The organism is Rathayibacter sp. AY1A7 (genome assembly GCF_002930845.1).
GTDB lineage: Bacteria > Actinomycetota > Actinomycetes > Actinomycetales > Microbacteriaceae > Rathayibacter.
Genome location: NZ_PSTL01000005.1, coordinates 59477 through 81837, shown reverse-complemented (window position 1 = coordinate 81837; position 22361 = coordinate 59477). Strand labels below are relative to the sequence as shown.

The following is a 22361-nucleotide window of genomic DNA, read 5'->3' as shown; positions in this document are numbered from 1 at the left end:
GGCGCTCCTTGTCAGGTGATGGTGTCTTCGGTGAGGGTGACGATGTAGGCGGGGAGCGGGTCGTCTCCGGGGTGCCAGGCGACGCGGGTGGACTCGGCCTCTCCGAGGGCTCCGAACGGCGCCCAGTCGGCTACGACGTCGAGCAGCGCGTCGAGCTGCTCCCACGCTCGGAACGGGTCGTCCGGGGAGTCGGTCGTGGTGACGGTGACGGTCCACGTGACCCGCTCGACGCCGGGGGTGGGCCACTCGACCTTGGGTCCGACGCCGAGGACGATCGCGCCGGCCGCGAGGGTCGCGTGCGTGCGGACCTTGCGGCCGTCCGCGTCGACCAGGACCTCCGGGTCGTTCACGGCCTGGGCGAGGGTGTCGAGCAGCTCGCGTGCGCGAGCGACGCGGCTGCTCATGCGATCCCCGGGCCGAGCCAGTAGGCCCAGCTCTTGCGAGCGGGGGACGTCGGGTCGCCGGCCACCCTCGTCGTCTCGACGCCGGAGTCGCTCTCGCCCAGCACCACGACGCCGTTGCGCGCGCGCTTGCGGAAGAGCAGCTCGCAGCCGACGTCGACCACGCCGCCGAGCAGCTCGGCCGCGGGGATCGGCCGGCGAGCGGAGGCGGCGAGGTCGGCGCACCGGTCGATCGCGCGGTCGGCCAGCGCGTCCACCTCGTCGCTGCGCGGCACGCCGGCCTGGGAGGCGATCGCCTTAGCGACCTCCTCCCGCGCCGGCATGATGACGGGGCCGATCATCAGGCGGCGAACTCGACCGGGATCAGCGCGGTGGGGAACTGCGAGCCGACCGCCATGGCGCCGTACTTCGAGAACGCGCGGGACAGGTTGATGATGTTGTCCTGCTGGAGCTGGATCGGGGCTCCGGGCTGCTCCCAGGTGGTGACGGCCACCGGGTCGTAGAAGGTGGCGGTCTTGGGCGCGGCGTTGGGCAGGAGGGTGACGGTGACGGGGCCGGCCTGGGCGGTGAGGCTGGCGACGTCGAGGGTGCCCACGGAGTTGACGCCCTGGCCGGACACGGTGAACATCGGCCGGCCGGTGGTGTCGGTCAGGCGGTAGAGGCTCTTGAACACGTCCTTGGACGCGAGGAGGCCGGCGACCGAGAATCCGCGGGTGTCCGCGAGGTCGTAGGCGTCGACGATGATGTCGAGCCAGTCGATCGCGTCGGTGTCCGCGGCGAGGGTCACCTTGTTGCCGGCGACGCGCTGCTGCGCGATGAGCGCCGCGAGGAAGCTCTTGACGACGGCCTCGGTGCGGTAGGCGTAGGCGATGTCCATGGCGGTCATCGCGGTGTCGAGGATCGGGGTGGAGCTGCGCTGAATCTCCTGGAGGGTCATCGCGGTGTAGCCGCCGTAGGTCTTGACCGGCACGCTGTCGGTGGTCAGCGACACCTTGCCGTAGGCGAGGTCGTCGCCCTCGGCCACCTGCTCCTGCACGACGATCGAGTTGGTGTTCAGCTTGTGGTAGTCCAGGCGCATCCCCTCGGCCGGCAGGGCCGAACGGGTGAAGGTGTTCAGGACGCGGCGGCGCTCCTCCACGAGGCGGATCGCGGACGCGATCCAGGTGGCCGGCGTCGCGGAGTCCGGGAAGGTGCCGCCGACGTAGGCGCGGTAGAACTCGAGCGCGGCGGGGGTCTCGTCAGCGACGGCGCGGAGGAACTCGCCCTGGGAGCGCCACTGCTCGCCGAGCGTGGCGCCGCCGGCCGAGCCCTGGCGGAGCGCGTCGAAGCGGGTTTCGAGCGAGCGGGAGAGCTCCTGCTCCTGCTGCTGGAGGGCCGATTCGAGGTCGGCGCGGGAGAGGGTGTCGGTCATGGTCGGGGTGGTCCTTTCGGGAGCGGGAGGTGCGGAGCGAACGGAGGTGATGGTGGCGCCGTCGTAGGCGGGGAAGGGGACGAGGGACACCTCGCGCAGCTGGACGCGGGTGTAGGTGTAGGCCGGCTGGCCGGTCGCCTCGTCGCGCGTCTCGGTCGCCTCGAGCGGGATGAAGCGGACGGAGAACCGGTCGAGCACGCCGTCCTGCGCGAGGGTGTACACCTCGTCGCCGGTCGCGGTGCGCGAGATGGTGCCGGTGACCTCGAGTCCCGCGTCGGTAGACCGGGTCGAGGTGAGCCGGCCGACGATCGCGTCGTGCCGGTACGCGAGCAGCGCCCGGTCTGCGTCCTCGAACACGCAGTCTCGGGAGAACTGCTCGGAGAACCCGAACGCCGGGAGGCCGATCTCGGTATCGAACGGGACGGCGATGCCGGACACCTCGCGGGCGTCGCTGGAGTCGGTCTCGGCACGGGACTGCCAGGTCCGTTCCTGCTCGCCGCGGAGCTGCTCGGGAAGGGTGAGGGTGTCAGGCATTCGGGGCCTCCAGGGCGGGCGGAGTGGTCAGGGGCTTGCGGCCTTCCATCACGCGCACTTCCTCGACGGTGAGGAACTGCGCGTCCAGGCCGACCTTGTGCGCGGCGTACCGGGCGGTGGTGTCGGGGCGGAGCAGCGCGTCGAGGTTGAACCGGACGCGGTTGCCGCGGGGGGTGAGCGAGGACAGGGCCAGCTCGATCGGGCGGAGGTAGGCCATGAGGGTGAAGCGCGCGAACGCGGTCCACTCCTGCTCGACGTTCGCGTAGGTCATCGAGCCGCCCTCCACGACGGTCATGGCGAGGGTCGAGGGGATGCCGAGCAGCGCGACGAGCTCGGTCTTGTTGAACTTGCGGGTCTCGAGGAACTGGACGTCCGAGGGCTTGAGGAGGATGGGCGCGTAGCTCAGGCCCTTGCCCAGCACCTTCACCTGGTGGCCGGCGTTCGCGGGCTCGCCGTCGCCGCGCCAGACGGCCTTGTAGTCCTTCGCCTCGTCGGGCGTGAGGGGCTGGTCGGTGGTCAGGATGCCGGAGGGGATGTCGGTGTCGGTGAGGAACTTGGCGCCGTAGTCGCGGGCGGCGATCGTGCCGCCCAGCTCGATCTGCGCGGCCTGGATCGGGCCGAGGCCCAGCGGGGTGCCGGGGAGCTTCAGGAAGCGGAGGTGCTTGACCTCGCGGCTGGCCAGGCGCCGGCCGTTCCACCAGTACACGGCGTCGCCGGTGCGGGCGTCGGAGCCGACGTGGACCTCGGCGGGGTTGAGCAGCTTGGCGCCGATGAGGGTGGGCGTGGGGATGTCGGTCCAGATGAGGCGCCAGTAGGCGTTGCCGGAAGTGAACATCGACATGGCCGTCTCACCGAAGAACTCCTCGGCGGCGCGGTCGGGGTCGGGCTGCGCGACGATCGCGGCCGGGACCTCGAGCGGGGTGGAGCCGCGGTACTGGTCCACCGAGAGCTGCTGGACCGAGGTGTCGATGATCTGCGCGCCGCGGAACACGGTGGAGATGGCCACGGCGTCGGCGGCGGTGACCGTGCGGGCCGGCGCCGTGCGGGCCGGCGGCAGGGTGCCCGTGAGGCGGAGCTGCGCGGGGGCGACGTCGGAGTCGTCGCGGGTCACCCCGTGGTGCGCTTCGAGGCTGCGCCAGTCAATCGTGTTCACGGGGTAGAGAGTGCCCGCCGGTCCTCCCCCGGTACCAACTCTCGTGGCCGCTCAGCGCCGGTCAGCGCCGCTCGCAGCGGTTCGGTGACACTCGGAGCCGTTCAGCGCGTTTCGGCGCCGCTCAGCGCCGCCCAGCGCGGGCTAGAAGAGCTGCCGGCCGTACTGCTCGGGGAGGTGGTCGACGCCCCACGAGGAGAGCGCGCCGGCCTCGAGCGCGGACACCGAGCCGACCGAGGCGCGCCGGCCGATGATCCAGGCGCCGTCGCTCCACCACTTCTTGGTGGCCAGCTCGGCCGCGGTGACGAGCGCGGCGTGCGGGACGTAGCGCCAGCGCGGCGGCTTCCCGGTCAGGCCCTCGTAGAGGTTGTGGTGCGACGTCGCGACACCGCCGCCGTCGATGTCGACCATCGGGATGTCAGCGCGCTTGCACGCATCGTGCAGCGCCGCCGAGGGGCCGCGCTTGTCCACGACCACGGGGTCGCCCTTCGCGGTCGCCTCCTTCAGCACCGGAAGCGCCCAGTGCGTGCCGTCGCGGTACCCGTCGCGGATCACGCGGGTGACGACCAGCTCGGGATTGACCCGGACCGAGACTGTGATGGTGGTGTCCACGCCGTCGACTCCGACCGCGGCGCCGAGGCACACGCGGCCGGCGCCGGCTGGGAAGTCGGCCGTCCAGGCGGCGTCGCGCATCGCCGCGTCGGGGATGAGCCGTTCGGTGGCGCCGGTGCGGCGGTTGCCGTAGGCGCGGGCCATTTCGCCGGGTGAGTCCTTGAACTCCTCCGCCGCGGCCTCCAGGTCGGACATGCCGAAGAGGTGGCCGTAGCCGGGATGCACGCGAGCGACCGCCTCCAGGTCGAACGGGTCGACGTCGGGGCCGATGCCGAAGTCGAACAGGGCGACGTTGGGCGGGCAGTCCTCGCGGAGGCCGTCGAGGAGCGGGCTGAAGAACGTGGACTCGACGGTCCCCTCGGTCGACCAGTAGCGGCGCTGCGGGCGCTGGCCGGTGAGCATGAGCCGGTTCTGCATCGTCGGCGTGACGGCCTGGCGCACCTCGGTCCCCTGGAGCATCGACCACGCCCACACCTCGTCGGAGTCGTGGTCGTCGGTCTGCTTGCCGTGCATCGCCTTCGCGGTCGGCGGGTGCGGCCGGACGGTCGACCCGTTGGCGAACGTGATCGACATCGACCCGTTGCTCAGTCGAGGGGTGCCCAGCCGGCTGAGCATCGGCGCGGCCTTGAACGCCTCGATCGTCTCGCGGAACCGGTCGTTCGCGTCCTGCCCGGTCTGCGCCGTGAACCACCCGCGCCGGCCGGTACCGGTCTGCGCCTGCGCGAGCTGGATCGACTGCATCAGCGTGGTCTTGCCCGACTGCCGAGGCACCGTGACGACGCCGAGGGAGTAGACCCGCCGGCCGTGCTCGTCAATCTCACCGAGGACGTCGGCCACGTAGCGCTGCCACGGCACGAGGGGCTGGCCGAGCGCGGCCGAGACGGCGGCGTAGTGCCCGCCGTAGGTCGCGCGGCCGTAGTCACGCTGAGTCGCGTACCTCGGCGTGACCAGGCCCGGGGGCAATGCGAGGGAGCTGGGCGAGGGCATAGGAGAACTCCTGGACTTCCTTGGGGATCTGAGACTCATCGACGCCTTCCTCGACGCCGGCCAGCTTGTCGAGGACCACGACGAGCTGCGCGGCTTCGTTGCCGACGCTGCGCCCCTTCGCGTTCCCCCGGTCGATGTTCTGAGCGAGCGCGCGCGCCAGCTCTGCCAGGGCCTTCTGCCGGAAATCGAACGGCCTGGCCTCGTGCATTTCCTTGATCGCGGAAACCGTGGCGTTCTCGGTCTGACCCGCGCCGAATGCGTGCGTTTCCGCGCCGAATAGCGGTTCGATCAGGGGTTCTGTGCTCACGGATTTTTTCTTTCCTGGTTCCGGGGGAGAGACGGACGAAGGGGACGTGGAGTGACCAGCGGCCCCGCGTCAGAAAAACGCGGGACCGCTGAACGCGAGGCGGGCTAGATCAGCTCGACTCGGAGGGTGAAGTCGACGTCCTCGCCGTCGATGCGCGTGCTGGCGAGCAGCTCGCCGTCCTCGATCGACACGTCCCCGAACGCCGAGCGGATCGCAGCACGAACCTGCTCCTGCACCTGGTCGTGCGCTCGCTCCCAGGTGAGTGAAGGTGTGGTGATGGTCGGGGCCTCGGGGGTGGTGGTGTCGGGGGTGGTGGTGTCGGTCATGGTGCCTCCTGTCGTGTGTGCCGAGTACCGCTCGGCGTCGGGGCTTGGGTGGTGGTGCTCACCAGTACGGGTCGGGGGCGCCGGCTGTCAGCTCGGGGCGGGCGGGTGCAGCGTCGAGGGCGGGCTGCTGGGCGTAGTCGCGGTACCACCGGAGGATGCCGTCGAGCGCGTACCCGCCTCGCTCCTCCAGCGCTCGGGCGGTGACCACCTCGCGGCCGGGGTCGACGGTGACCAGGTGGTAGCGGAGGAAGCGGTACTCCTCGAGGCGCTTCGCGTCGGGCATCGAGTGGATGATCCAGACGCGGACGTCGGGCGGGTAGAGCTGGCGGGACAGCCGGTCGATCGCTGCTCGACGGGCGACGATCGCGGGGTATCGGAGCCAGCCCGGGGTGTCGTGGCCGGGGTCGGTACCGGGCAGGACGAACGCGCGGAGGATCGCGTCGAGGTCGACCACGACGTCGCGGGGGCCGGCGTGCTCGTGCACGTACGTCGACTTCCCGCCGGCGGGCGGACCCATCACGACCGTGATGGAGCAGCCGTACCCGTTCAGCACGCGGTTGCCTCGGCGCTTGTTGCACGGGTCGCACGCTGGCCGGAGGTTCGATAGCTCGTCGCGTCCGCCGAGCGACCACGGGATGAGGTGGTCCTTGGTCGTGGCGTTAGCCCTGCCGCACAGGTGGCAGATCACGCCGTAGTGGCGCAGCACGAGGGCGGTGGTGGCGCTCGAGGCGCGGCCCCGCCGGCCCTTCACCACAGGGCCACCTCACGCACGACTGGCGGGGCAACGGGCTCGAGGGTGCGGACGTCGAGGACGGGCACGCCCCACCACATCGCGCAGCCCAGCGCCGCCGCCTCGAGCGAGTGAGCCCACTGCCCATGCGTGCGGCCGTCGGCGTGCTTCGTCTCGCGCCAGAGCATCTTGGGCTCGGGCTCGACGCCCAGCTCGGCCAGCTCGGCGGCGACGAGGACCAGGCGGCGGACCACCTCGTCGTTGGTCGCGGACCCGGCCTCGATCGGGACGGCCGCGCGAATGCGCTCGGCGGCGGCGTTGCACTCGGCGAGGTTCACTTGCTGGCCTTCCTGGTCGTAGCGGTGCTGGTGTGGGTGTTGTCGCGGAGCCAGCGCTCGACGTCGGACAGGCGGTAGCGGGCCTCGCGGCCGACCTTCACGAAGTCGGGGCCGCGGCCGTCTCGTCGCATCCGGGCGACCTTGGCCGCCGGGACCTTGAGGTACTCGGCGAGGTCGTCCTCGGTCATCGTGCGGGCGATGCGCGCGGGCTCGGGGCGGGCTGTCACTGGGCGTACCCCTCGAGGCGGTCGAGGTGGGCGAGCACCTCGGCGCGGTCGGCGCGGATGAGGCGGGCGAGCCAGGCCGGCCCGCGGCGGGCGTCCACCTCGTCCGTCTCCAGCTCGGCGCGGGCGAGGTCGCGGCGCGCCTGGGCGAGGCGGAGGGCGTGGACGAGAACGGGGCTCATCGGGTCCACGTCCGATCGGCGTCGATGCTGTAGTGCCGGCCGCGATGGCCGTGGTGCAGCTCGCAGTAGAGCGGGAGTGCGATACCGCGGCCCGAGCGGATGGTCGAGGCCTCGCACAGGCGGACCCCTCGCGGGTTGTAGTACCGGACCACGCCTCGGCACCGGTCGTGCGCCGTGCAGACGCGCTCGGTGCTGCCGGTCCAGCGGTGCGGGGTCAGCCGCTCCTGAACCGAGCGGGGCACGAGGGGCCAGAGGACGACGGTCCAGAGCACGGCCGCGATGGGCAGCACGGCGGCGATGGGGATGGTGTCGGGGGTGCTCATCGTTCGATCCCCTCGACGTCATCAATCGCGGCCATGTTGAAGCTCGCGCCGCAATGCATGCACGTCGCCCAGGGAACGCCGACCTGCACTCGCCCGAAGGCGTCGAGCTGCACGTCGGGGTGCACGGCCAGGTCTTCCTCGGTTCGGTGGAAGTGGCGCGCCACGTGGGTGAGCGGCCACCACTCCGTACGCACCTCTGCGCGGAGGTCGCCCTCGCACGCGGGGCAGGGGATCAGGTCGGGGTCAGCCCCGTGGGCGATAGCGCTGGTCTGGGCCACGCCTGCGTTGTGCTCTGCTGGCGTGAGCATCAGAGGGTGACCCCCTGCGTGGGGAGGCTGGCGGAGTCACGGGCCACCCGCCTGTCATCCATCAGCGCTTTGGCCTCGACCGCCCTGCCAAGGTGCACGGCCAGGAGGTTGTCACGTGCGGCCTCCAGGAAGGCGACGCCGACCGAGGAGGACCAGGTGCAGTTGGTGACGAGGAGGGCGACCAGGCGGAGCTTGGCGGCGGTCTTGCGGTACACCTCGCGCTCCTCCCAGGTCGAGGTGCCTTTCTCCTCGCTCTCGTACTCCTCGGCGGTGAGGCGAAGGTCGGAGGCGAGGGTGAAGGTGCCGTAGTCGGGTCGGTCGGCCCCGCTGTGTGCGGGACGCTCGGTCGTGTCGGTCACTGGACTTCTCCTGTCTGCTGGTCGAAGGCAACGCCCTCGAACTCATCTCGGGTGTTGCGTTCGCCGCAGTGGACGCATCGTCCGTTCGCGGGCGAGTACTGGTGCTGGATGCGACGGCGAGCGGCAAACGCGCTGCACAGGTCGTCCAGGCCGAGCACGGAGCGCAGCGACGCCACGACGTCGAAGGCGTCGTCAGAAGGCGTGCGGCTCTGCCGCTCACTCTCCGCGCGCTCGCGCGCACGGTTACCAACGTGAGGTTCTTCTTCTACGTGGTTAGGGGTTGAGGGATGGTTAGGGCGCAGATTTTGCAGCCCCCCGGGCGCACTTTCCGACGAAGGGGGCGCAATTTCTGCGCCCCCTCCCCCGGGCGCAATTTCTGCGCCCGGCAGCTCGGGGACCACGAACTCGGGGACGAAGGTGTCGCGCTTCGTGCGGTGGGAGGACGTGTGGTCGCAGTCCATGGGGCAGCGCAGGACGAACCGGTAGAGGTTCGGGCGGTGCCAGTCGGAGTAGTGCGAGTCGGTGGTGCCGCCGCGCTGCACGATGCGCTTGACCTCGCCCAGCTCCTCCAGGCGGTTCACGGCGTCCTGCACCGTGCGGCGGGACGTGCCGGGTCCGCAGTACTTCATCAGCGTGGAGACGGCCGGCCAGGCGCCGCCGTCGCCGTCGTGGTTGGCAATGCCGATGAGGACGAGCTTGGTCATGCCCTTGGCCCGGGAGTGGTGCAGCGCGATCGCCAGGGACTCGATGCTCACGCGGCGTCACCTCGCGTCGGGACGTCGGCGCGGTCGAACACGTAGGCGCCCGTGGGGCCGTCGAGCTGGGCGACGATCGGGATGCGGCCGTCCTTCACTCGGCGCTGCACGGTGGAGACGGAGCACCCGAGGAGGTCGGCGACGGTCTTGGCGCCGATGAGCTGGCCAGGCCAGATCATGCGCGGATCGAAGGTTGGTTCGGGGTGGGTCACGAGACGACATGAAAGCACGATTCGTGCTTTCTGTGCGCATCCGAATTACCGGCGTGTCATTCCGTCCCCCGGGAAGGGGTCGTATAGCCCCATGACGAAACTTGCGCAGGACTGCGCCCGCGGTGCGATAATTGCCGCATGACGATGACTGAGGGTCAGAGCGCCTGGGAGCGCATCCTGGAGTTCGACAAGGCCGACCGCATGCGCAAGGCGCTGCGGGTGGCTGACGTCTCGAATGCGGAGATGGCCGAGTACCTGGGCATGAGCACGGCGAGCGTCGGCGCGTGGATCAACGGTCGCAAGGCCCCGAAGCGGATGACGCTGCGGCTCTGGGCGATCCGCACGGGCGTGCCGCTGGAGTGGCTGGAAACGGGAAACGCCCCCGAGTCCGATGACGGACCCGAGGGCGGGGTGGTGCACCCCCTCGGACTTGAACCGAGAACCCACTGATTAAGAGTCAGTTGCTCTGCCGATTGAGCTAGAGGTGCATTCCGGCCGGCTGATCGTGCGTGCCGAACCGAGGGATCACATTACCAGCGTCTCCCCCCGTCTCGTCAAATCGAGTGCGACGGACCGCCCGCGGCAGCGATCGGAGGCTCCGCGGGACCCACCGGTATCGTGGTCGCGTGACCCCGCAGAGCAGTGACCAGAGCTTCGACGACGACCTCCGACTCGCCCTCCGCCTGGCGGACGCGGCCGATGCGATCTCGCGGGAGCGGTTCGGCGCGCTCGACCTCGTCGTGGACACGAAGCTCGACCGCACCCCGGTCACCGACGCCGACCGCGCCGTCGAGGAGGCGATCCGCGCGCTGCTCGCCGCCGAGCGTCCGGACGACGCGATCCTCGGCGAGGAGTTCGGCACCTCGGGCGAGGCCTCGCGGCAGTGGATCCTCGACCCGATCGACGGCACCGCCCACTTCCTCCGCGGCGTCCCGATCTGGGCGACCCTGATCGCGCTCGCGGTCGACGGCGTCCCCGTCGTCGGTGTCGTCTCCGCTCCCGCTCTCGGCACGCGCTGGTGGGCGGCCGAGGGCTCCGGCGCCTGGGCCGTCGAGCTGGAGGCCGGGGCCGAGCCGCGACCGCTGCGCGTCTCGGGGATCGACACGCTCGCCTCGGCGACCTTCAGCTACAACAGCATCCAGCAGTGGGAGGGCGCGGGCCGTCTCCCGCAGCTGCTCGAGCTCGCCGGCGCCGTCTGGCGCGACCGGGCGTACGGGGACGCGTGGCCCTACATGCTCGTCGCCGAGGGCCTCCTCGACGGTGCAGGCGAGTTCGACGTGAAGCCCTACGACCTGGCCGCCCTGGTGCCGATCGTGCAGGAGGCGGGCGGCCGCTTCACCTCCGCCGACGGGGAGGACGGGCCGTGGCACGGCAGCGCCGTCGCCACCAACGGCCTGCTGCACGACGAGGTGCTCGCGATCGTGGCGCCGCGATGAGGAGCCGGACGGCCGCGCTCGCCTCGGCGGCGCTCCTCCTGCTCCTCTCGGCCTGCTCCTCCGTCGTCGGGCCGGACGGCCCGGAGGCCGCGCGTGACGAGGGCGGCACGGTGGCGACCGCCGGCGTCACCGACGTGTTCTCGCTGCGGCGCGGCGACTGCCTGGCCGACCCGGGCGACGACCGCATCGCCGACGTGGACGTCGTCCCGTGCGCCGAGGAGCACGCACTGGAGGTCTTCCACACGTTCGCGCAGCCCGGAGACCGCTACTCCAGCCGCAACACGCTGCTCGCCCAGGCCGAGGCGGGCTGCGAGCCGGAGTTCGGCGCCGTGATGGGGATCGCCTACGGCGACTCCGCCCTCGAGTACCGCTCGCTCGTCCCCTCCGAGGTCGGCTGGCGCCACGGAGACCGCACGATCGTCTGCGCGGTCCTCGATCCGGCCGACGACTCCACCACCGGCAGCCTCTTCGGCTCCGCTCGCTGACCACGGCTCCGATCGACCCCCGTTCGGCTCATTGACACGCGCTCCGTCGGAGCGCAGGGTGAAGGGACGAACGGCAGGCGCGAGGGGGCGCGGAGACCGGCGGCTCAGGAGTCGACATGCAGGACCGGCACGACCAGGAACCCCCCGAGCGCTCGCGCACGGCCGAGCAGCACTGGGGACCGGCGGACAGCCTGTTCCCGAGGCTCCATCGGCAGAGCTCCCTGCTCGCCGCGGCGGAGGCGGTCGCGCAGGTCGACGGGCCCGGCCCGGGCGACGTCTGGTCGCGGCTCCTGCACGACTACGCCCACGCCTCCGACCGCGTCGTCTCGGTGGACGGCGACGACGAGGCCGCCACGCTCGGCTGGCTGAAGCCGCGCGGTGTGGTCTCGCTGCTGGTCACCGAGCGGTGCGACGACGACGACGCCGCCGAGCACCTGGTGGCCGCGCTCGCCGCGATGAACGCCGTGACCCTCTCCGTGCACGAGGCGCGAGCAGCACGGCTCCGTCCTCTGCTGGACGTGCTGCACCGGCTCCTGCCCGACGCGTTCGCCGAGCTGCCGGTGGACCGCAGCGCCCACTACCCGGCCGGCACAGCCGTCGCCGTGCTGGCGCCGGGCGTGCTCTACCGGGACTGGGCCCCGCCGCAGGCTCTCGCCGGCCCGGCGCACGACGACGACGACCGGCTGGCGATGCTCACCCTCTACGGGCGGATCAGACAGCTCGACGTGCGACCGTCGTGAGGGCGGCGGAGCGTAGCTCCCAGTGTGCGACGACGACCGGTGGTGGAGATGGGGGGAATCGAACCCCCGTCCATCGCTGTGATTCTGCGCCTTCTACGGGTGTAGCCGATGAGAGCGTTCTGCTCGGCCCCGACCGTTACCATCGGCGCATCGGTCGACGGGCCCAGCCCGAGTGCAAGTCCCGCGTCGCCCTCAGGCGTAACGACGCAGCAAGTCCTCTAGATGACGCCAGGATCCGGGGCGAGGACGCACCCACGGGCTGACGGACTATCTACTCTGGCTTAGGCAGCGAGAGCGAAGTCGGTGCGCTTCTGTTCGGCACCTGTGTTTTCCAGGGATCGTTGACGAGATGACCCTGGATCCTCGACCCGCTTCTCGCAGTTTCGCAGGCAATGTCGAAACCGATCATCCCCGCGAGCACTCGACGGCCCGGAGGCCGCTGGAGTGGGTCGTTCGTCGCACACTGTGGAGTTACGAGTCCTAGTCTACCTCAGCTCCGCGGGCGGTCACCCGGCGGCGGCGCAGATCGAGCAGACCCAGCACGAGCGCGAGCGCGATCAGCCCGAGGGTGACGAAGTAGCCGTTGCGGAAGGCGTCGTGGTAGCGGTCCAGCCCCTCCGCCATCCCCTGCTCGCTCGCCAGCGTCGCGAAGAAGACGGCGGAGGCGCAGGCGGTGCCGACCGCGGTGCCCACGCGCTGGCCGAGCTGGCCCACGGAGCCCGCCACGCCGCCCTGCGCCGGCGGGATCTCGGCGAGGGTGAGCGTCTGGTTCGGCGACACGACGAAGCCGCCGCCGGCCCCGGCGACGAGCATCGCGGCACCCATGCCGTAGGCCGCGGTCTCGGCCGGGAGGAGCTCGGCGGCGAGCAGCACGAGCGTGAAGCCGATGACCACGAGCACGATGCCGAGCACCACCAGTGCGCGGCCGTAGCGCTGCACGAGCTTGCCGCCGTACCAGGCTGTCACCGCCGAGGTCAGCGCGAACGGGATGCTCACCATGCCGGCGAACACCGGCTCGAGGCCGAGCCCCTGCTGGAGGAAGAGCGTGGTGAGGAGGAAGGTCGCCGGGATCGCGGCGAAGTAGGAGGTCGCGACCAGGATGCCGTTGCGGTAGGAGCTGGTCCGGAAGATGCGGAAGTCGATGACGGGCGTCCGCCCCGACGCGGCGTAGTGCGCCTCCCAGCGCACGAAGACGGCGGCGGCGGCCGCGGCGAGGACCAGCCAGAACCAGCGGTAGGGCGAGTCCGAGGAGGAGCCCGTGGTCAGCAGGAACGGCAGCATGAACGCGAAGATCGCGACCGCTAGCAGGAGCAGGCCGACCGGGTCGAGGGACCGGTCTCCCTCGGGCCGCGAGCGCTTCTTCGGGATGAGCTTCCAGGCGAAGACCAGCGCGGCGACGCCCAGCGGGATGTTCATCCAGAACAGCAGGCGCCAGCCGTCCTGCTCGCCGCCGATCGCGATCAGGAGGCCGCCGAGGGTCGGGCCGAAGGCGGTCGACAGGCCGATGGTCGCGCCGAAGACCCCGAAGGCCCGGGCCCGCTCGGCGCCGGTGAACATCTGCTGCACCAGCCCGAGGACCTGGGGCATCTGGATGCCCGCGGCGACGCCCTGCAGGAAGCGCGCGACGACGAGCAGCTCGATCGACGGCGCGAGCGCGCAGAGCAGGCTCGTCACCGTGAACGCGGTCAGCCCGATGAGGAACAGCAGGCGGCGCGAGCGGATGTCGCCCAGCCGACCGGCCGGCACGAGCGCCAGTCCGAAGGCGAGCGCGTAGCCCGCGACGATCAGCTGCAGCTGGCTCGCGTCCGCTCCGAGCGAGCGCTCGATCGACGGCAGGCCGACGTTGACCTTCGAGAGGTCGAGGATCGTGATGGCCGCGACTCCGACGCTCACCGCGAAAGCGCGCCACCGCGTCTTCTCGTCGGCCGCGCTCAGGGCGGCGGGGGCGCTGTTCTCAGGGGAGGTCACGCGCCCCAGTCTCCCAAAGCACGGCGCGCGAAGAAGAGGCTTGCGCGGCACCCGTCGGACATCGCCCGCCGGGGCCTACTCGCCGAGGCGGCGGCGGGTCGACATCGCGCGGTCCGCCTCGCGGCGGTCCTGGCGCTCGCGGAGGACCTGGCGCTTGTCGTAGTCCTTCTTGCCCTTGGCCACGGCCAGCTCGACCTTGGCCTTGCCGTCGCTGAAGTACAGCGAGAGCGGGATCAGCGTGTACCCGCCCTCCTTCACCTTGTTGTGGATCTTGAGGATCTGCGCCTTGTGCAGCAGCAGCTTGCGCTTGCGGCGCGGCGGGTGGTTCGTCCAGGTGCCCTGCGCCCACTCGTTGATGTGGACGGCGTCGAGCCACGCCTCTCCCCCGTCGACGAAGGCGTAGCCGTCGACCAGCGAGGCTCGGCCGGCCCGGAGGGACTTCACCTCGGTGCCGGTGAGCACGAGGCCCGCCTCGTAGGTGTCCTCGATGAGGTAGTCGTGGCGCGCCTTGCGGTTGGTCGCGACGACCTTCTGTCCCTGTTCTCTGGGCACGGCTGCTCCTCGGGTCGCGAGCGGATGAAGGGGGCGGGCATCGTCGGGGCGATGCACCGGTGGGCCGCCCCGAACGGGACAGCCCACCAGTATACGTCCGGTCCGGGATCAGACCCGCAGGTACCGCGCGATCGCGACGTTCGCCGAGACGGCGGCCAGGACGATGCCGACCACGATCAGGATCGGCACGACGATCAGAGCGTCGTCGAGTCCCACGAAGGAGGTCAGCGGGATCCGGTACGCCAGGAACCCCTGCACGAAGACCTGCACGATGGCGACCACCGCGACTCCCGCGAGGATCGAGCCGACCAGCGCGGCGAAGACCCCCTCGAGGATGAACGGGGTCTGGATGAACCTGTTCGAGGCCCCCACGAGCCGCATGATGCCCAGCTCCCGTCTCCGCGAGAACGCCGAGAGGCGGATCGTGGTGGCGATGAGCAGCACGGCCGCGACGAGCATCAGGACGGCGATGCCGATCGCCGTGTAGCTCGCCGCGTTGAGGATCGAGAAGATCTGGTCGAGGTACTGCCGCTGGTCGGTGACGCTCTCGACTCCCGAGACGCTCGACAGGCTCTCCACGATGACGTCCGACTGGGTCGGGTCCTTCAGATTGATCCAGAAGGTCTGGTTGAGCAGGTCGGGAGTGACGTACTCGGCGACCGGGTTGCCCGCGAACTGCTCCTGGAAGTTCGCGTAGGCCTGGTCGTGGTCCTCGAAGTAGGAGCGGTCGATGTACGGCGCGAGCGTGGCGCCCTCGAGCTGGCCCTGCACCGCGTCGATCTGCTCGGCGGTGGCGTCGGAGCCGCTGCAGTTCGAGCCGCCGGAGGTGGCGGTGCACATGTACACCGCGACCTGCGCCTTGTCGTACCAGAAGTTCTTCATCTGGCCGATCTGCATCTGGAGCAGGATCGCCGTGCCGACGAAGGTGAGGGAGATGAAGGTCACCAGGATCACCGAGACGACCATGGAGACGTTGCGCTGGAGGCCGCTGGCGACCTCCGACCAGATCAGTGCGAATCTCACTTGACGGGTCCTACGTTCTGCTGGTCGTCGCCGGTCTCGTCGCCCTCGCCCGCGTGGGCGCGGAGGCCGAGGCGCGCGGCGAGCGACTCCTCGGGCAGGGCGCCGGTGTCGGCGGGGAGGAAGATCGGACCGGTCTGGCTCTGCAGCTCGACGACGCGCGGGGCGGCGGCGGGCTCGGCGGCCGGCTCCGGCTCGCGCTCCGGCTCGACGGCAGCGGAGCGGCGGCCCTCGGGGACGCGGGGCTGGGCGGCGGTCTGCGAGAGGCGGGCCGGCTCGGGCGGCGGGGCCGGGGCCTCCTGGCGCAGGTCGATCTCGGGGACCTCGGCGGGCGCGAGCTCGCTGTCGATGATCGCCGGGGGCGCGGGCTGCTCGGCGACCGCGTGGTCGTCGGCCGCCACGACCACGACGCCGTCGTGGACGACGGTGATGCTCTCGGTCTGGCCGTAGCCGCCCTGGCTCTCGTCGCGGACGATGCTGCCGGCCGAGAGCTCGATGACGCGGCGCTTCATCTGGTCGACGATGCCGGCCTCGTGGGTCGCCATGATCACGGTCGTGCCGCCCGCGTTGATCCGCTCGAGCAGCGCCATGATGCCGGCGCTCGTGGTCGGGTCGAGGTTGCCCGTGGGCTCGTCGGCCAGCAGGACGGCCGGCTTGTTGACGACGGCGCGGGCGATCGCCACGCGCTGCTGCTCGCCGCCGGAGAGCTCGTGGGGCAGGCGCGACGCCTTGCCCGCGAGGCCCACCATCTTGAGCGTGTCCGGGACGGCCTCCTGGATGTAGCCCTTCGACTTGCCGATCACCTGGAGGCTGAACGCGACGTTGTCGAAGACCGACTTGTTCGGCAGCAGCCGGAAGTCCTGGAACACGACGCCCATGTTGCGGCGGAAGTACGGGACCTTGCGGCTCGAGATCTTGCCGAGGTTCTGCCCGAGCACGTGGATCGACCCGGAGGAGGGACGCTCCTCCTTGAGGATCAGGCGGAGGCAGCTCGACTTGCCGGAGCCGGAGGCGCCGACGAGGAAGACGAACTCGCCCCGGAGGATCTCGAGATCGATGGCGTTGAGGGCGGGTCTCGTGCCGCCCCGATACTGCTTGGAGACGTTGTCGAAGCGAATCATGTCGGTACGAGGGTAAGCGACGATCCCGAAGAGTCCGCCGAGGGGGCGCGCGGCGCGTCGGTGGGGACGCGCCCGAGCCGCGCTAGGAGGACTTCCGCCAGCGGATCCCGGCGGCGATGAAGCCGTCCAGATCGCCGTCGAACACGTGCGAGGGGTTGCCGACCTCGTGGTCGGTGCGCAGGTCCTTCACCATCTGGTACGGAGCGAGGACGTAGCTGCGCATCTGGTCGCCCCAGCTCGCGGTGATGGTGCCGGCGAGCTCCTTCTTGGTGGCCGCCTCCTGCTCCTTCTGCAGCAGCAGGAGCCGCGACTGGAGCACGCGCATCGCCGCTGCGCGGTTCTGGATCTGGCTCTTCTCGTTCTGCATCGACACGACGGTGCCGGTGGGCAGGTGGGTGAGGCGCACCGCGGAGTCGGTGGTGTTCACCGACTGGCCGCCGGGGCCGGAGGAGCGGAAGACGTCGACGCGGATGTCGTTGTCCGGGATCTCGATCGCCCCGGCCTCCTCCATCAGCGGGATGACCTCGACCGCGGCGAAGGAGGTCTGGCGCTTGCCCGCGGCGCCGAAGGGGCTCATCCGCACGAGGCGGTGGGTGCCGGCCTCGACCGAGAGCGTGCCGAAGGCGTAGGGGGCGTCGATCTGGAAGGTGGCCGACTTGATGCCCGCCTCCTCCGCGTAGCTGGCGTCCATGACGGTCGCCGCGTACTTGTGCTTCTCGGCCCAGCGGAGGTACATCCGCATGAGCATCTCGGCGAAGTCGGAGGCGTCGACGCCGCCCGCGCCCGCGCGGATGGTGACCACGGCGGGGCGGTCGTCGTACTCGCCGTCGAGCAGGGTCTGCACCTCGAGCTCGCCCATGACCTTCTGGAGGGAGGAGAGCTCGGCGATCGCCTCCTGCTCGGACTCGGCGTCCTCGGCCTCGTTCGCCATCTCGACGAGCACCTCGAGGTCGTCCAGGCGCCGGTCGATCGCGGTGATCCGCGCGAGCTCGGACTGGCGGTGGCTGAGGGCGCTGGTCACCTTCTGCGCGTTGGCCGTGTCGTCCCACAGGTCGGGGGCGCCGGCCTGCTCGCTGAGCTCGGCGATCTTCGAGCGGAGACCTTCCACGTCGATGACGGCGCGGATGTCGGCGAAGGTGGAGCGGAGAGCAGTGATCTGCTCGGTGAAGTCGTTGTCCAGCATGGTGCGTCCAGACTACCGGGGGGCGGGGGCCGCCCTCCGGCCCGGGCGTACCCTGGGGACGGTGACCAGCACCGCTCCGCGCCCCTTCCCCGTCGGGCCGCTGCTGCTGTCGACCTTCCTCCCCACCCTCCTCTTCTCCATCGGCGAGGGGGCGATCATCCCCCTCCTGCCGGCCGCGGCCGGCGACCTCGGCGCGACGCTGGCCCTGGCGGGCCTCGTGGCGGGGATGATCATGATCGGCGAGCTAGCGGGCGACATCCCCAGCGGCTGGATCGTCTCCCGGATCGGCGAGCGCGGCGCGATGCTCGGAGCCTCGGCCGCGTCGATCCTCGGGCTCGTGGTGTGCCTGCTCTCGACGTCGTGGGTCGGGCTGACGATCGGCGTCTTCGTGATCGGCCTCGCGACCGCGGTCTTCGCGCTGGCGCGGCACGCGTTCATGACGTCGTTCGTCCCGATCACGCACCGCGCCCGCGCGCTCAGCGCCCTCGCCGGGGCGTTCCGCGCCGGCTGGCTGATCGGCCCGTTCCTGGCGGCCGGGGTGGTGCACCTCACCGGCTCCGTCGAGTCCGTCTTCTGGGTGCACATCGTCTGCTGCGTGGCGGCGGTCGTGGTCCTGCTGCTCGTGCCCGACCCCGCGACGGTGCTGCGGCGGGCGCAGGCCGCGGCCGACCGCGCCGCTCCGGAGGACGTGGTCGCCGCGGAGGCGTCGGCGACCGTCCCGGAGTCGCCGCAGTCGCTGCTCGGGACGCTGCGCGAGCACCGCGGGGTCCTCGCTCGGATGGGGACCGGCGCCGCCGTGATCGGGGCGCTGCGGGCGAGCCGGACGCTGATCCTCCCCCTCTGGGCGGTGAGCATCGGGCTCGCCGAGACCGACACCGCGATCATCATCGGCATCGCCGGCGCGCTCGACTTCGCCCTCTTCTACGCCGGCGGCCAGCTGATGGACCGCTTCGGCCGGGGCGCCACCGCGATCCCCTCGATGATCGGCCTCGGGCTCGGCCACCTCGCCCTCGCCGCCTCGGTGCTCGCCCTCGATCCGGTGCCCTGGTTCGTCGCCGTGGCCTGCGTGCTCGCGGCCGCGAACGGCATCGGCTCCGGGATCCTGATGACCATCGGCGCCGATCTCGCGCCCCCCGCCGATCCGGCCCCGTTCCTCGGCGCGTTCCGCTTCACCGGCGACGCGGGCAACGCCGCCGCCCCGATCGTCGTGTCGGCGCTCACCGCCCTGGTCTCCCTCCCCTTCGCCGCCGTCGTGATGGGGGTGCTCGGTCTGGGCGGAGCGGGGGCGCTCGCCCGCTGGATCCCGCGGTACCTCCCCCGGGCGGCCTCCCGCGGCTGAGGCGCGGGGCCCTCCTCCTACACTGGAGCCCGCACGCGGGAGTGGTGGAATGGCAGACACGCAGGATTTAGGTTCCTGTGCCGAGAGGCGTGAGGGTTCGAGTCCCTCCTTCCGCACGGGATCGGCCGGTACGCTGAGCGCGCTCGCGTGACCGCCGAACGGCCACCGGCCCCCGTCGACTGGAGATCCGTTGAATCACGCCGCCCTCGTCCCCTGGCTCGATCCGGAGACGATCCTGACCTCGTTCGGCCCCTGGGGTGTGCTCGTGGTCTGCCTCATCGTGTTCGCCGAGACCGGACTGCTGATCGGCTTCCTCTTCCCGGGCGACACGCTGCTGATCATCACGGGCCTGCTGGCGCACGAGAACGCGTCGAACGGCGGCCTCGGCGTCCCGATCTGGGTCATCTGCCTGGCCGTCGGGTTCTCGGCCTTCGTCGGCGGCGAGGTCGGCTACCTGATCGGGCACAAGGCCGGCCCGCGCATCTTCGAGCGCAAGGAGTCCGGCTTCTTCAGCATCGAGAACGTGAAGCGGACCAACGCGTTCTTCGAGCGCTTCGGCGGCCTCGCCGTGATCCTCGCGCGCTTCGTGCCGATCGTCCGCACCTTCGCGCCGATCGCGGCCGGCGTGGCCCACATGAACTACCGCAAGTACAGCCTCTACAACCTCATCGGCGCCCTGATCTGGGGCAGCGGGGTCACCCTGATCGGGTGGCTGCTCGCCTTCATCCCGCCGGTCGCCGACTTCGTCTCGCACTACATCGACGTGATCCTGATCGGCGCGGTCGTGCTCGCGCTGGTGCCGACGCTGTTCCACTTCTTCCAGCAGCAGCGCAAGGCGAAGCTCGCCGCCGACCCCGAGACCGACTCGACCGAGTCGGCCGCCTACGTGCTCGACGCCGACATCCTGGACGACAAGCACCCGAAGTCCTGACCTCCGCCTCCGCGAGACGCCACTCCGGCACGCGGCACGCCGACAGGCGTGCACCGGAGTGACATCCCGCGGTGGGAACCCGCCGGGGTCAGAGCCGGGCGGACAGGGCGGCGAGCTCGGCGCGCAGCGCGGTGAAGGCGCGGGCGCGGTGGCTCCGGGCGTTCTTCTGCTCGGGAGCGAGCTCGGCCGCCGTGAGCGCCCCGGCCTCGGGGACGAACACCGGGTCGTAGCCGTGGCCGTTCGCACCGCGCGGGGCCGTCGCGATCGCGCCGTCCCAGCGGCCCTCGACCGCCGTCTCCTGACCGCCGGGGAGCACGGAGTCCGGCACCACGAGGGCGATGGTGCAGCTGAAGTGCGCACCGCGGTGCTCCGCCTTCACGTCGTGCAGCTGGGCCAGGAGGAGCTCGAGGTTGGCCGTCGCGTCGTGCGCGCGTCCCGACCAGCGGGCCGAGAAGATGCCCGGCGCGCCGCCGAGGACGTCGACGCAGATCCCGGAGTCGTCCGCGAGCGCCACGAGGCCGGTGTGCGCCGCCGCCGCGCGCGCCTTGATCAGCGCGTTCTCGGCGAAGCTCACGCCGTCCTCGACGGGCTCGGGTCCATCGTAGGCGCGGACGCCGACTCCGGGGAGCGCGCCGGCCAGCATGGCGCGGAACTCCTCCACCTTGCCCGCGTTGTGCGTGGCGAGGACGAGATCCAGGCTCACGCGCCGGGCTCCGCGGCGAGCGCTTCGGCCTGGATGCGGGCGAGGTCGGAGGCACCGGCGACCGCGAGGTCGAGCAGGGCGTCGAGCTCGCGGCGGTCGAACGGGGCCCCCTCGGCGGTTCCCTGCACCTCGACGAACAGGCCTCGTCCGGTGACGACGACGTTCATGTCAGTCTCGGCGCGCACGTCCTCGACGTAGGCCAGGTCGAGCATCGGCACGCCGTCGATGATGCCGACGGACACGGCCGAGAGGCTGTCGATCAGCGGCTGCGCCTTCTGCCCCACGTACTTCTTGCCGCGCGCCCACTCGATCGCGTCGGCCATCGCCACGTAGGCGCCGGTGATCGCCGCGGTGCGGGTGCCGCCGTCGGCCTGGAGGACGTCGCAGTCGATCACGAGGGTGTTCTCGCCGAGCGCCTTCGTGTCGACCACCGCGCGGAGGCTCCGGCCGATCAGCCGCGAGATCTCGTGCGTGCGCCCGCCGACCTTCCCCTTGACCGACTCGCGGTCCATGCGGGAGTTGGTGGAGCGGGGCAGCATCGCGTACTCGGCGGTGACCCAGCCCTTGCCCTTGCCCTGCAGCCAGCGCGGCACGCCGTTCGTGAAGGAGGCGGTGCAGAGCACCCTGGTGTTCCCGAACGAGACGAGCGCGGAGCCCTCCGCCTGGGTGCTCCAGCCGCGCTCGATCGTCACGGTGCGCAGCTCGTCGGGCGCCCGCCCGTCCTTGCGCGCGGCCTTCGATGCGGTGCTGTCGGTCACTCGGGTCTCCCTCGATCGTGCGGGAGCGCGGCCCGGTCGAGCTCGCGCAGGTTGATGGTGCCGGTCTCGACGAGGTCGACGCTCGAGACCTCCGGACCGAGGAAGCGGCGGGCGAGGCGGACAAAGTCGCTCGAGCCCGTCTCCTCCCACCGGTAGGTCGGAGGGGCGGCGGAGGTGCGCTGCAGGCCGTGCGCCACGAGGGTCCGGTAGACGTCGAGCGCGGTCTCCTCGGCGCTCGAGACGAGGCGGACGTCCGGCCCCATCACGTACGCGATGGCACCGCGCAGCAGCGGGTAGTGGGTGCAGCCGAGGACGAGCGTGTCGACCCCCGCGGCCTTGAGCGGCGCGAGGTACTCCTCCGCCACCGCGAGCAGCTCGTCGCTCCAGGTGACGCCCGCCTCGACGAACTCGACGAAGCGCGGGCAGGCGGCGGTGAACAGCTGCAGGTCCGGCGCGGCGACGAAGGCGTCGTCGTAGGCGCGGGAGCGGATCGTCCCGACCGTGCCGATCACCCCGACGCGGCGGTTGCGGGTGTCGCGGACAGCGCTGCGGACGGCGGGCTGGATGACCTCGATCACCGGGATGCCGCGGCCGAGCGTGTAGCGCTCGCGGGCGTCGCGCATCATCGCGGCCGAGGCGGTGTTGCAGGCGATGACGAGCAGCTTGGCGCCCTGGTCGACCAGGGTGTCGAGGGTGTCGAGGGCGTAGGCGCGGACGTCGGCGAGCGGCTTGGGGCCGTAGGGCGAGTGCGCGGTGTCGCCGAGGTAGACGATCGACTCGTTCTGCAGCTGATCGATCACGGAGCGGGCGACGGTGAGCCCGCCGACTCCGGAGTCGAAGATGCCCAGCGGTGCGTCCGTCACGGAGGAACAGCCTACCCGCGCCCTGCGGCCCGGTCCCGGCCGCACGCCGCTCCCGGGCCCGGCGGCGTGCGCAAGCCCCGGCACCCGCGCCTGGGCCGCGCGG

30 protein-coding genes, 2 tRNA genes and 1 other RNA gene are annotated in these 22361 nt (G+C 71.3%); 7 read left to right on the top strand and 26 right to left on the bottom strand.

What is annotated here, in order from left to right; translation table 11 throughout:
- Positions 1 to 11: 11 nt before the first annotated feature.
- The 16 genes from C5B95_RS06355 to C5B95_RS06280 all read right to left on the bottom strand — a co-directional run bounded on the left by C5B95_RS06355 (position 12) and on the right by C5B95_RS06280 (position 9126).
- Positions 12 to 404: a hypothetical protein gene (locus C5B95_RS06355; RefSeq protein ID WP_104348730.1), complete on the bottom strand. Its 393-nt coding sequence runs from the start codon at positions 402 to 404 to the stop codon at positions 12 to 14.
- Positions 401 to 742: a hypothetical protein gene (locus C5B95_RS06350; RefSeq protein WP_104348729.1), complete on the bottom strand. Its 342-nt coding sequence runs from the start codon at positions 740 to 742 to the stop codon at positions 401 to 403. Before C5B95_RS06350 ends, C5B95_RS06355 begins: the two co-directional genes overlap by 4 nt.
- The gene (locus C5B95_RS06345) at positions 742 to 2346 is read right to left on the bottom strand and encodes an HK97 family phage prohead protease (protein WP_104348728.1); all 1605 of its coding nucleotides are present in this window, start codon (positions 2344 to 2346) and stop codon (positions 742 to 744) included. Before C5B95_RS06345 ends, C5B95_RS06350 begins: the two co-directional genes overlap by 1 nt.
- A complete protein-coding gene (locus C5B95_RS06340; protein ID WP_104348727.1) occupies positions 2339 to 3499 on the bottom strand; it encodes a phage portal protein in 1161 nt (386 codons plus the stop codon). Before C5B95_RS06340 ends, C5B95_RS06345 begins: the two co-directional genes overlap by 8 nt.
- A gap of 141 nt (positions 3500 to 3640) precedes the next feature.
- Positions 3641 to 5095, bottom strand: a complete 1455-nt coding sequence (locus tag C5B95_RS06335; RefSeq protein ID WP_146076496.1) for a hypothetical protein — start codon at positions 5093 to 5095, stop codon at positions 3641 to 3643.
- Positions 5028 to 5402, bottom strand: a complete 375-nt coding sequence (locus tag C5B95_RS06330; RefSeq protein WP_104348725.1) for a hypothetical protein — start codon at positions 5400 to 5402, stop codon at positions 5028 to 5030. The genes C5B95_RS06335 and C5B95_RS06330 overlap by 68 nt, the downstream gene beginning before the upstream one ends.
- A gap of 104 nt (positions 5403 to 5506) precedes the next feature.
- Positions 5507 to 5728 carry a hypothetical protein gene (locus C5B95_RS06325; RefSeq protein ID WP_104348724.1) on the bottom strand — a complete coding sequence of 74 codons (222 nt, stop codon included), beginning with the start codon at positions 5726 to 5728 and terminating at the stop codon, positions 5507 to 5509.
- 58 nt (positions 5729 to 5786) lie between these two features.
- Complete coding sequence (locus C5B95_RS17715; RefSeq protein WP_219813826.1) at positions 5787 to 6479, bottom strand: HNH endonuclease; 693 nt, start codon at positions 6477 to 6479, stop codon at positions 5787 to 5789.
- Positions 6476 to 6796, bottom strand: a complete 321-nt coding sequence (locus C5B95_RS06315; RefSeq protein WP_104348723.1) for a hypothetical protein — start codon at positions 6794 to 6796, stop codon at positions 6476 to 6478. The genes C5B95_RS17715 and C5B95_RS06315 overlap by 4 nt, the downstream gene beginning before the upstream one ends.
- The gene (locus tag C5B95_RS06310; RefSeq protein ID WP_258059842.1) at positions 6793 to 7023 is read right to left on the bottom strand and encodes a helix-turn-helix domain-containing protein; all 231 of its coding nucleotides are present in this window, start codon (positions 7021 to 7023) and stop codon (positions 6793 to 6795) included. The genes C5B95_RS06315 and C5B95_RS06310 overlap by 4 nt, the downstream gene beginning before the upstream one ends.
- Positions 7020 to 7202 carry a hypothetical protein gene (locus tag C5B95_RS06305; RefSeq protein ID WP_146076495.1) on the bottom strand — a complete coding sequence of 61 codons (183 nt, stop codon included), beginning with the start codon at positions 7200 to 7202 and terminating at the stop codon, positions 7020 to 7022. Before C5B95_RS06305 ends, C5B95_RS06310 begins: the two co-directional genes overlap by 4 nt.
- Entirely contained in the window at positions 7199 to 7525 is a 327-nt protein-coding gene (locus C5B95_RS06300) for a hypothetical protein (RefSeq protein ID WP_104348721.1), read from the bottom strand. The genes C5B95_RS06305 and C5B95_RS06300 overlap by 4 nt, the downstream gene beginning before the upstream one ends.
- A complete protein-coding gene (locus C5B95_RS06295) occupies positions 7522 to 7803 on the bottom strand; it encodes a hypothetical protein (RefSeq protein ID WP_104348720.1) in 282 nt (93 codons plus the stop codon). The genes C5B95_RS06300 and C5B95_RS06295 overlap by 4 nt, the downstream gene beginning before the upstream one ends.
- A 29-nt stretch (positions 7804 to 7832) precedes the next feature.
- Complete coding sequence (locus tag C5B95_RS06290; protein WP_104348719.1) at positions 7833 to 8192, bottom strand: hypothetical protein; 360 nt, start codon at positions 8190 to 8192, stop codon at positions 7833 to 7835.
- The gene (locus C5B95_RS06285; protein ID WP_104348718.1) at positions 8189 to 8947 is read right to left on the bottom strand and encodes a helix-turn-helix domain-containing protein; all 759 of its coding nucleotides are present in this window, start codon (positions 8945 to 8947) and stop codon (positions 8189 to 8191) included. The genes C5B95_RS06290 and C5B95_RS06285 overlap by 4 nt, the downstream gene beginning before the upstream one ends.
- A complete protein-coding gene (locus C5B95_RS06280) occupies positions 8944 to 9126 on the bottom strand; it encodes a helix-turn-helix domain-containing protein (RefSeq protein WP_104348717.1) in 183 nt (60 codons plus the stop codon). Before C5B95_RS06280 ends, C5B95_RS06285 begins: the two co-directional genes overlap by 4 nt.
- A 171-nt stretch (positions 9127 to 9297) precedes the next feature.
- Here C5B95_RS06280 and C5B95_RS18055 point away from each other — a divergent pair, with 171 nt between their 5' ends.
- Entirely contained in the window at positions 9298 to 9609 is a 312-nt protein-coding gene (locus C5B95_RS18055) for a helix-turn-helix transcriptional regulator (RefSeq protein ID WP_219813828.1), read from the top strand.
- Here the strand turns inward: C5B95_RS18055 and C5B95_RS06270 are convergent.
- Positions 9572 to 9647, bottom strand: a tRNA-Lys gene (locus C5B95_RS06270). The genes C5B95_RS18055 and C5B95_RS06270 overlap by 38 nt on opposite strands.
- 138 nt (positions 9648 to 9785) lie before the next feature.
- Here C5B95_RS06270 and C5B95_RS06265 point away from each other — a divergent pair.
- From C5B95_RS06265 to C5B95_RS06255, 3 genes are all read left to right on the top strand, one after another.
- Entirely contained in the window at positions 9786 to 10595 is an 810-nt protein-coding gene (locus tag C5B95_RS06265) for an inositol monophosphatase family protein (protein ID WP_104223554.1), read from the top strand.
- A complete protein-coding gene (locus C5B95_RS06260) occupies positions 10592 to 11080 on the top strand; it encodes a septum formation family protein (RefSeq protein ID WP_104348716.1) in 489 nt (162 codons plus the stop codon). The genes C5B95_RS06265 and C5B95_RS06260 overlap by 4 nt, the downstream gene beginning before the upstream one ends.
- Positions 11081 to 11196: 116 nt before the next feature.
- Positions 11197 to 11820, top strand: coding sequence for a hypothetical protein (locus C5B95_RS06255; protein WP_104226969.1), 624 nt, complete (start codon positions 11197 to 11199; stop codon positions 11818 to 11820).
- Positions 11821 to 11860: 40 nt separating this feature from the next.
- Here C5B95_RS06255 and ssrA read toward each other — a convergent pair.
- From ssrA to prfB, 6 genes are all read right to left on the bottom strand, one after another.
- Positions 11861 to 12233: a transfer-messenger RNA gene (gene ssrA / locus C5B95_RS06250) on the bottom strand.
- A gap of 67 nt (positions 12234 to 12300) precedes the next feature.
- On the bottom strand, positions 12301 to 13788 hold the full coding sequence (locus tag C5B95_RS06245) for an MFS transporter (protein ID WP_104223557.1): 1488 nt from the start codon (positions 13786 to 13788) through the stop codon (positions 12301 to 12303).
- Between the two features lie 75 nt (positions 13789 to 13863).
- Positions 13864 to 14340: an SsrA-binding protein SmpB gene (smpB, locus tag C5B95_RS06240; RefSeq protein WP_104223558.1), complete on the bottom strand. Its 477-nt coding sequence runs from the start codon at positions 14338 to 14340 to the stop codon at positions 13864 to 13866.
- 108 nt (positions 14341 to 14448) lie between these two features.
- Positions 14449 to 15363, bottom strand: a complete 915-nt coding sequence (gene ftsX, locus C5B95_RS06235; protein ID WP_104348715.1) for a permease-like cell division protein FtsX — start codon at positions 15361 to 15363, stop codon at positions 14449 to 14451.
- Positions 15360 to 16481, bottom strand: a complete 1122-nt coding sequence (gene ftsE / locus C5B95_RS06230; RefSeq protein WP_104233202.1) for a cell division ATP-binding protein FtsE — start codon at positions 16479 to 16481, stop codon at positions 15360 to 15362. Before ftsE ends, ftsX begins: the two co-directional genes overlap by 4 nt.
- 82 nt (positions 16482 to 16563) lie before the next feature.
- The gene (gene prfB, locus C5B95_RS06225) at positions 16564 to 17664 is read right to left on the bottom strand and encodes a peptide chain release factor 2 (protein WP_104223561.1); all 1101 of its coding nucleotides are present in this window, start codon (positions 17662 to 17664) and stop codon (positions 16564 to 16566) included.
- Between the two features lie 61 nt (positions 17665 to 17725).
- On the opposite strand from prfB, the gene C5B95_RS06220 reads away from it, so the two are divergent.
- From C5B95_RS06220 to C5B95_RS06210, 3 genes are all read left to right on the top strand, one after another.
- Positions 17726 to 19003: an MFS transporter gene (locus tag C5B95_RS06220; RefSeq protein ID WP_244230655.1), complete on the top strand. Its 1278-nt coding sequence runs from the start codon at positions 17726 to 17728 to the stop codon at positions 19001 to 19003.
- A 35-nt stretch (positions 19004 to 19038) separates the two neighbouring features.
- Positions 19039 to 19119: transfer RNA gene (locus C5B95_RS06215), tRNA-Leu, on the top strand.
- Between the two features lie 74 nt (positions 19120 to 19193).
- Positions 19194 to 19934 carry a DedA family protein gene (locus C5B95_RS06210; RefSeq protein ID WP_104348714.1) on the top strand — a complete coding sequence of 247 codons (741 nt, stop codon included), beginning with the start codon at positions 19194 to 19196 and terminating at the stop codon, positions 19932 to 19934.
- Positions 19935 to 20022: 88 nt separating this feature from the next.
- Here the strand turns inward: C5B95_RS06210 and rdgB are convergent, their stop codons facing one another.
- The 3 genes from rdgB to murI are packed head-to-tail and all read right to left on the bottom strand — an operon-like array spanning position 20023 to position 22258.
- Positions 20023 to 20637, bottom strand: a complete 615-nt coding sequence (rdgB, locus tag C5B95_RS06205) for an RdgB/HAM1 family non-canonical purine NTP pyrophosphatase (RefSeq protein WP_104348713.1) — start codon at positions 20635 to 20637, stop codon at positions 20023 to 20025.
- Entirely contained in the window at positions 20634 to 21395 is a 762-nt protein-coding gene (gene rph, locus C5B95_RS06200) for a ribonuclease PH (protein ID WP_104233199.1), read from the bottom strand. The genes rdgB and rph overlap by 4 nt, the downstream gene beginning before the upstream one ends.
- Positions 21392 to 22258: a glutamate racemase gene (gene murI, locus C5B95_RS06195; protein WP_104223566.1), complete on the bottom strand. Its 867-nt coding sequence runs from the start codon at positions 22256 to 22258 to the stop codon at positions 21392 to 21394. The genes rph and murI overlap by 4 nt, the downstream gene beginning before the upstream one ends.
- Positions 22259 to 22361: the final 103 nt, after the last annotated feature.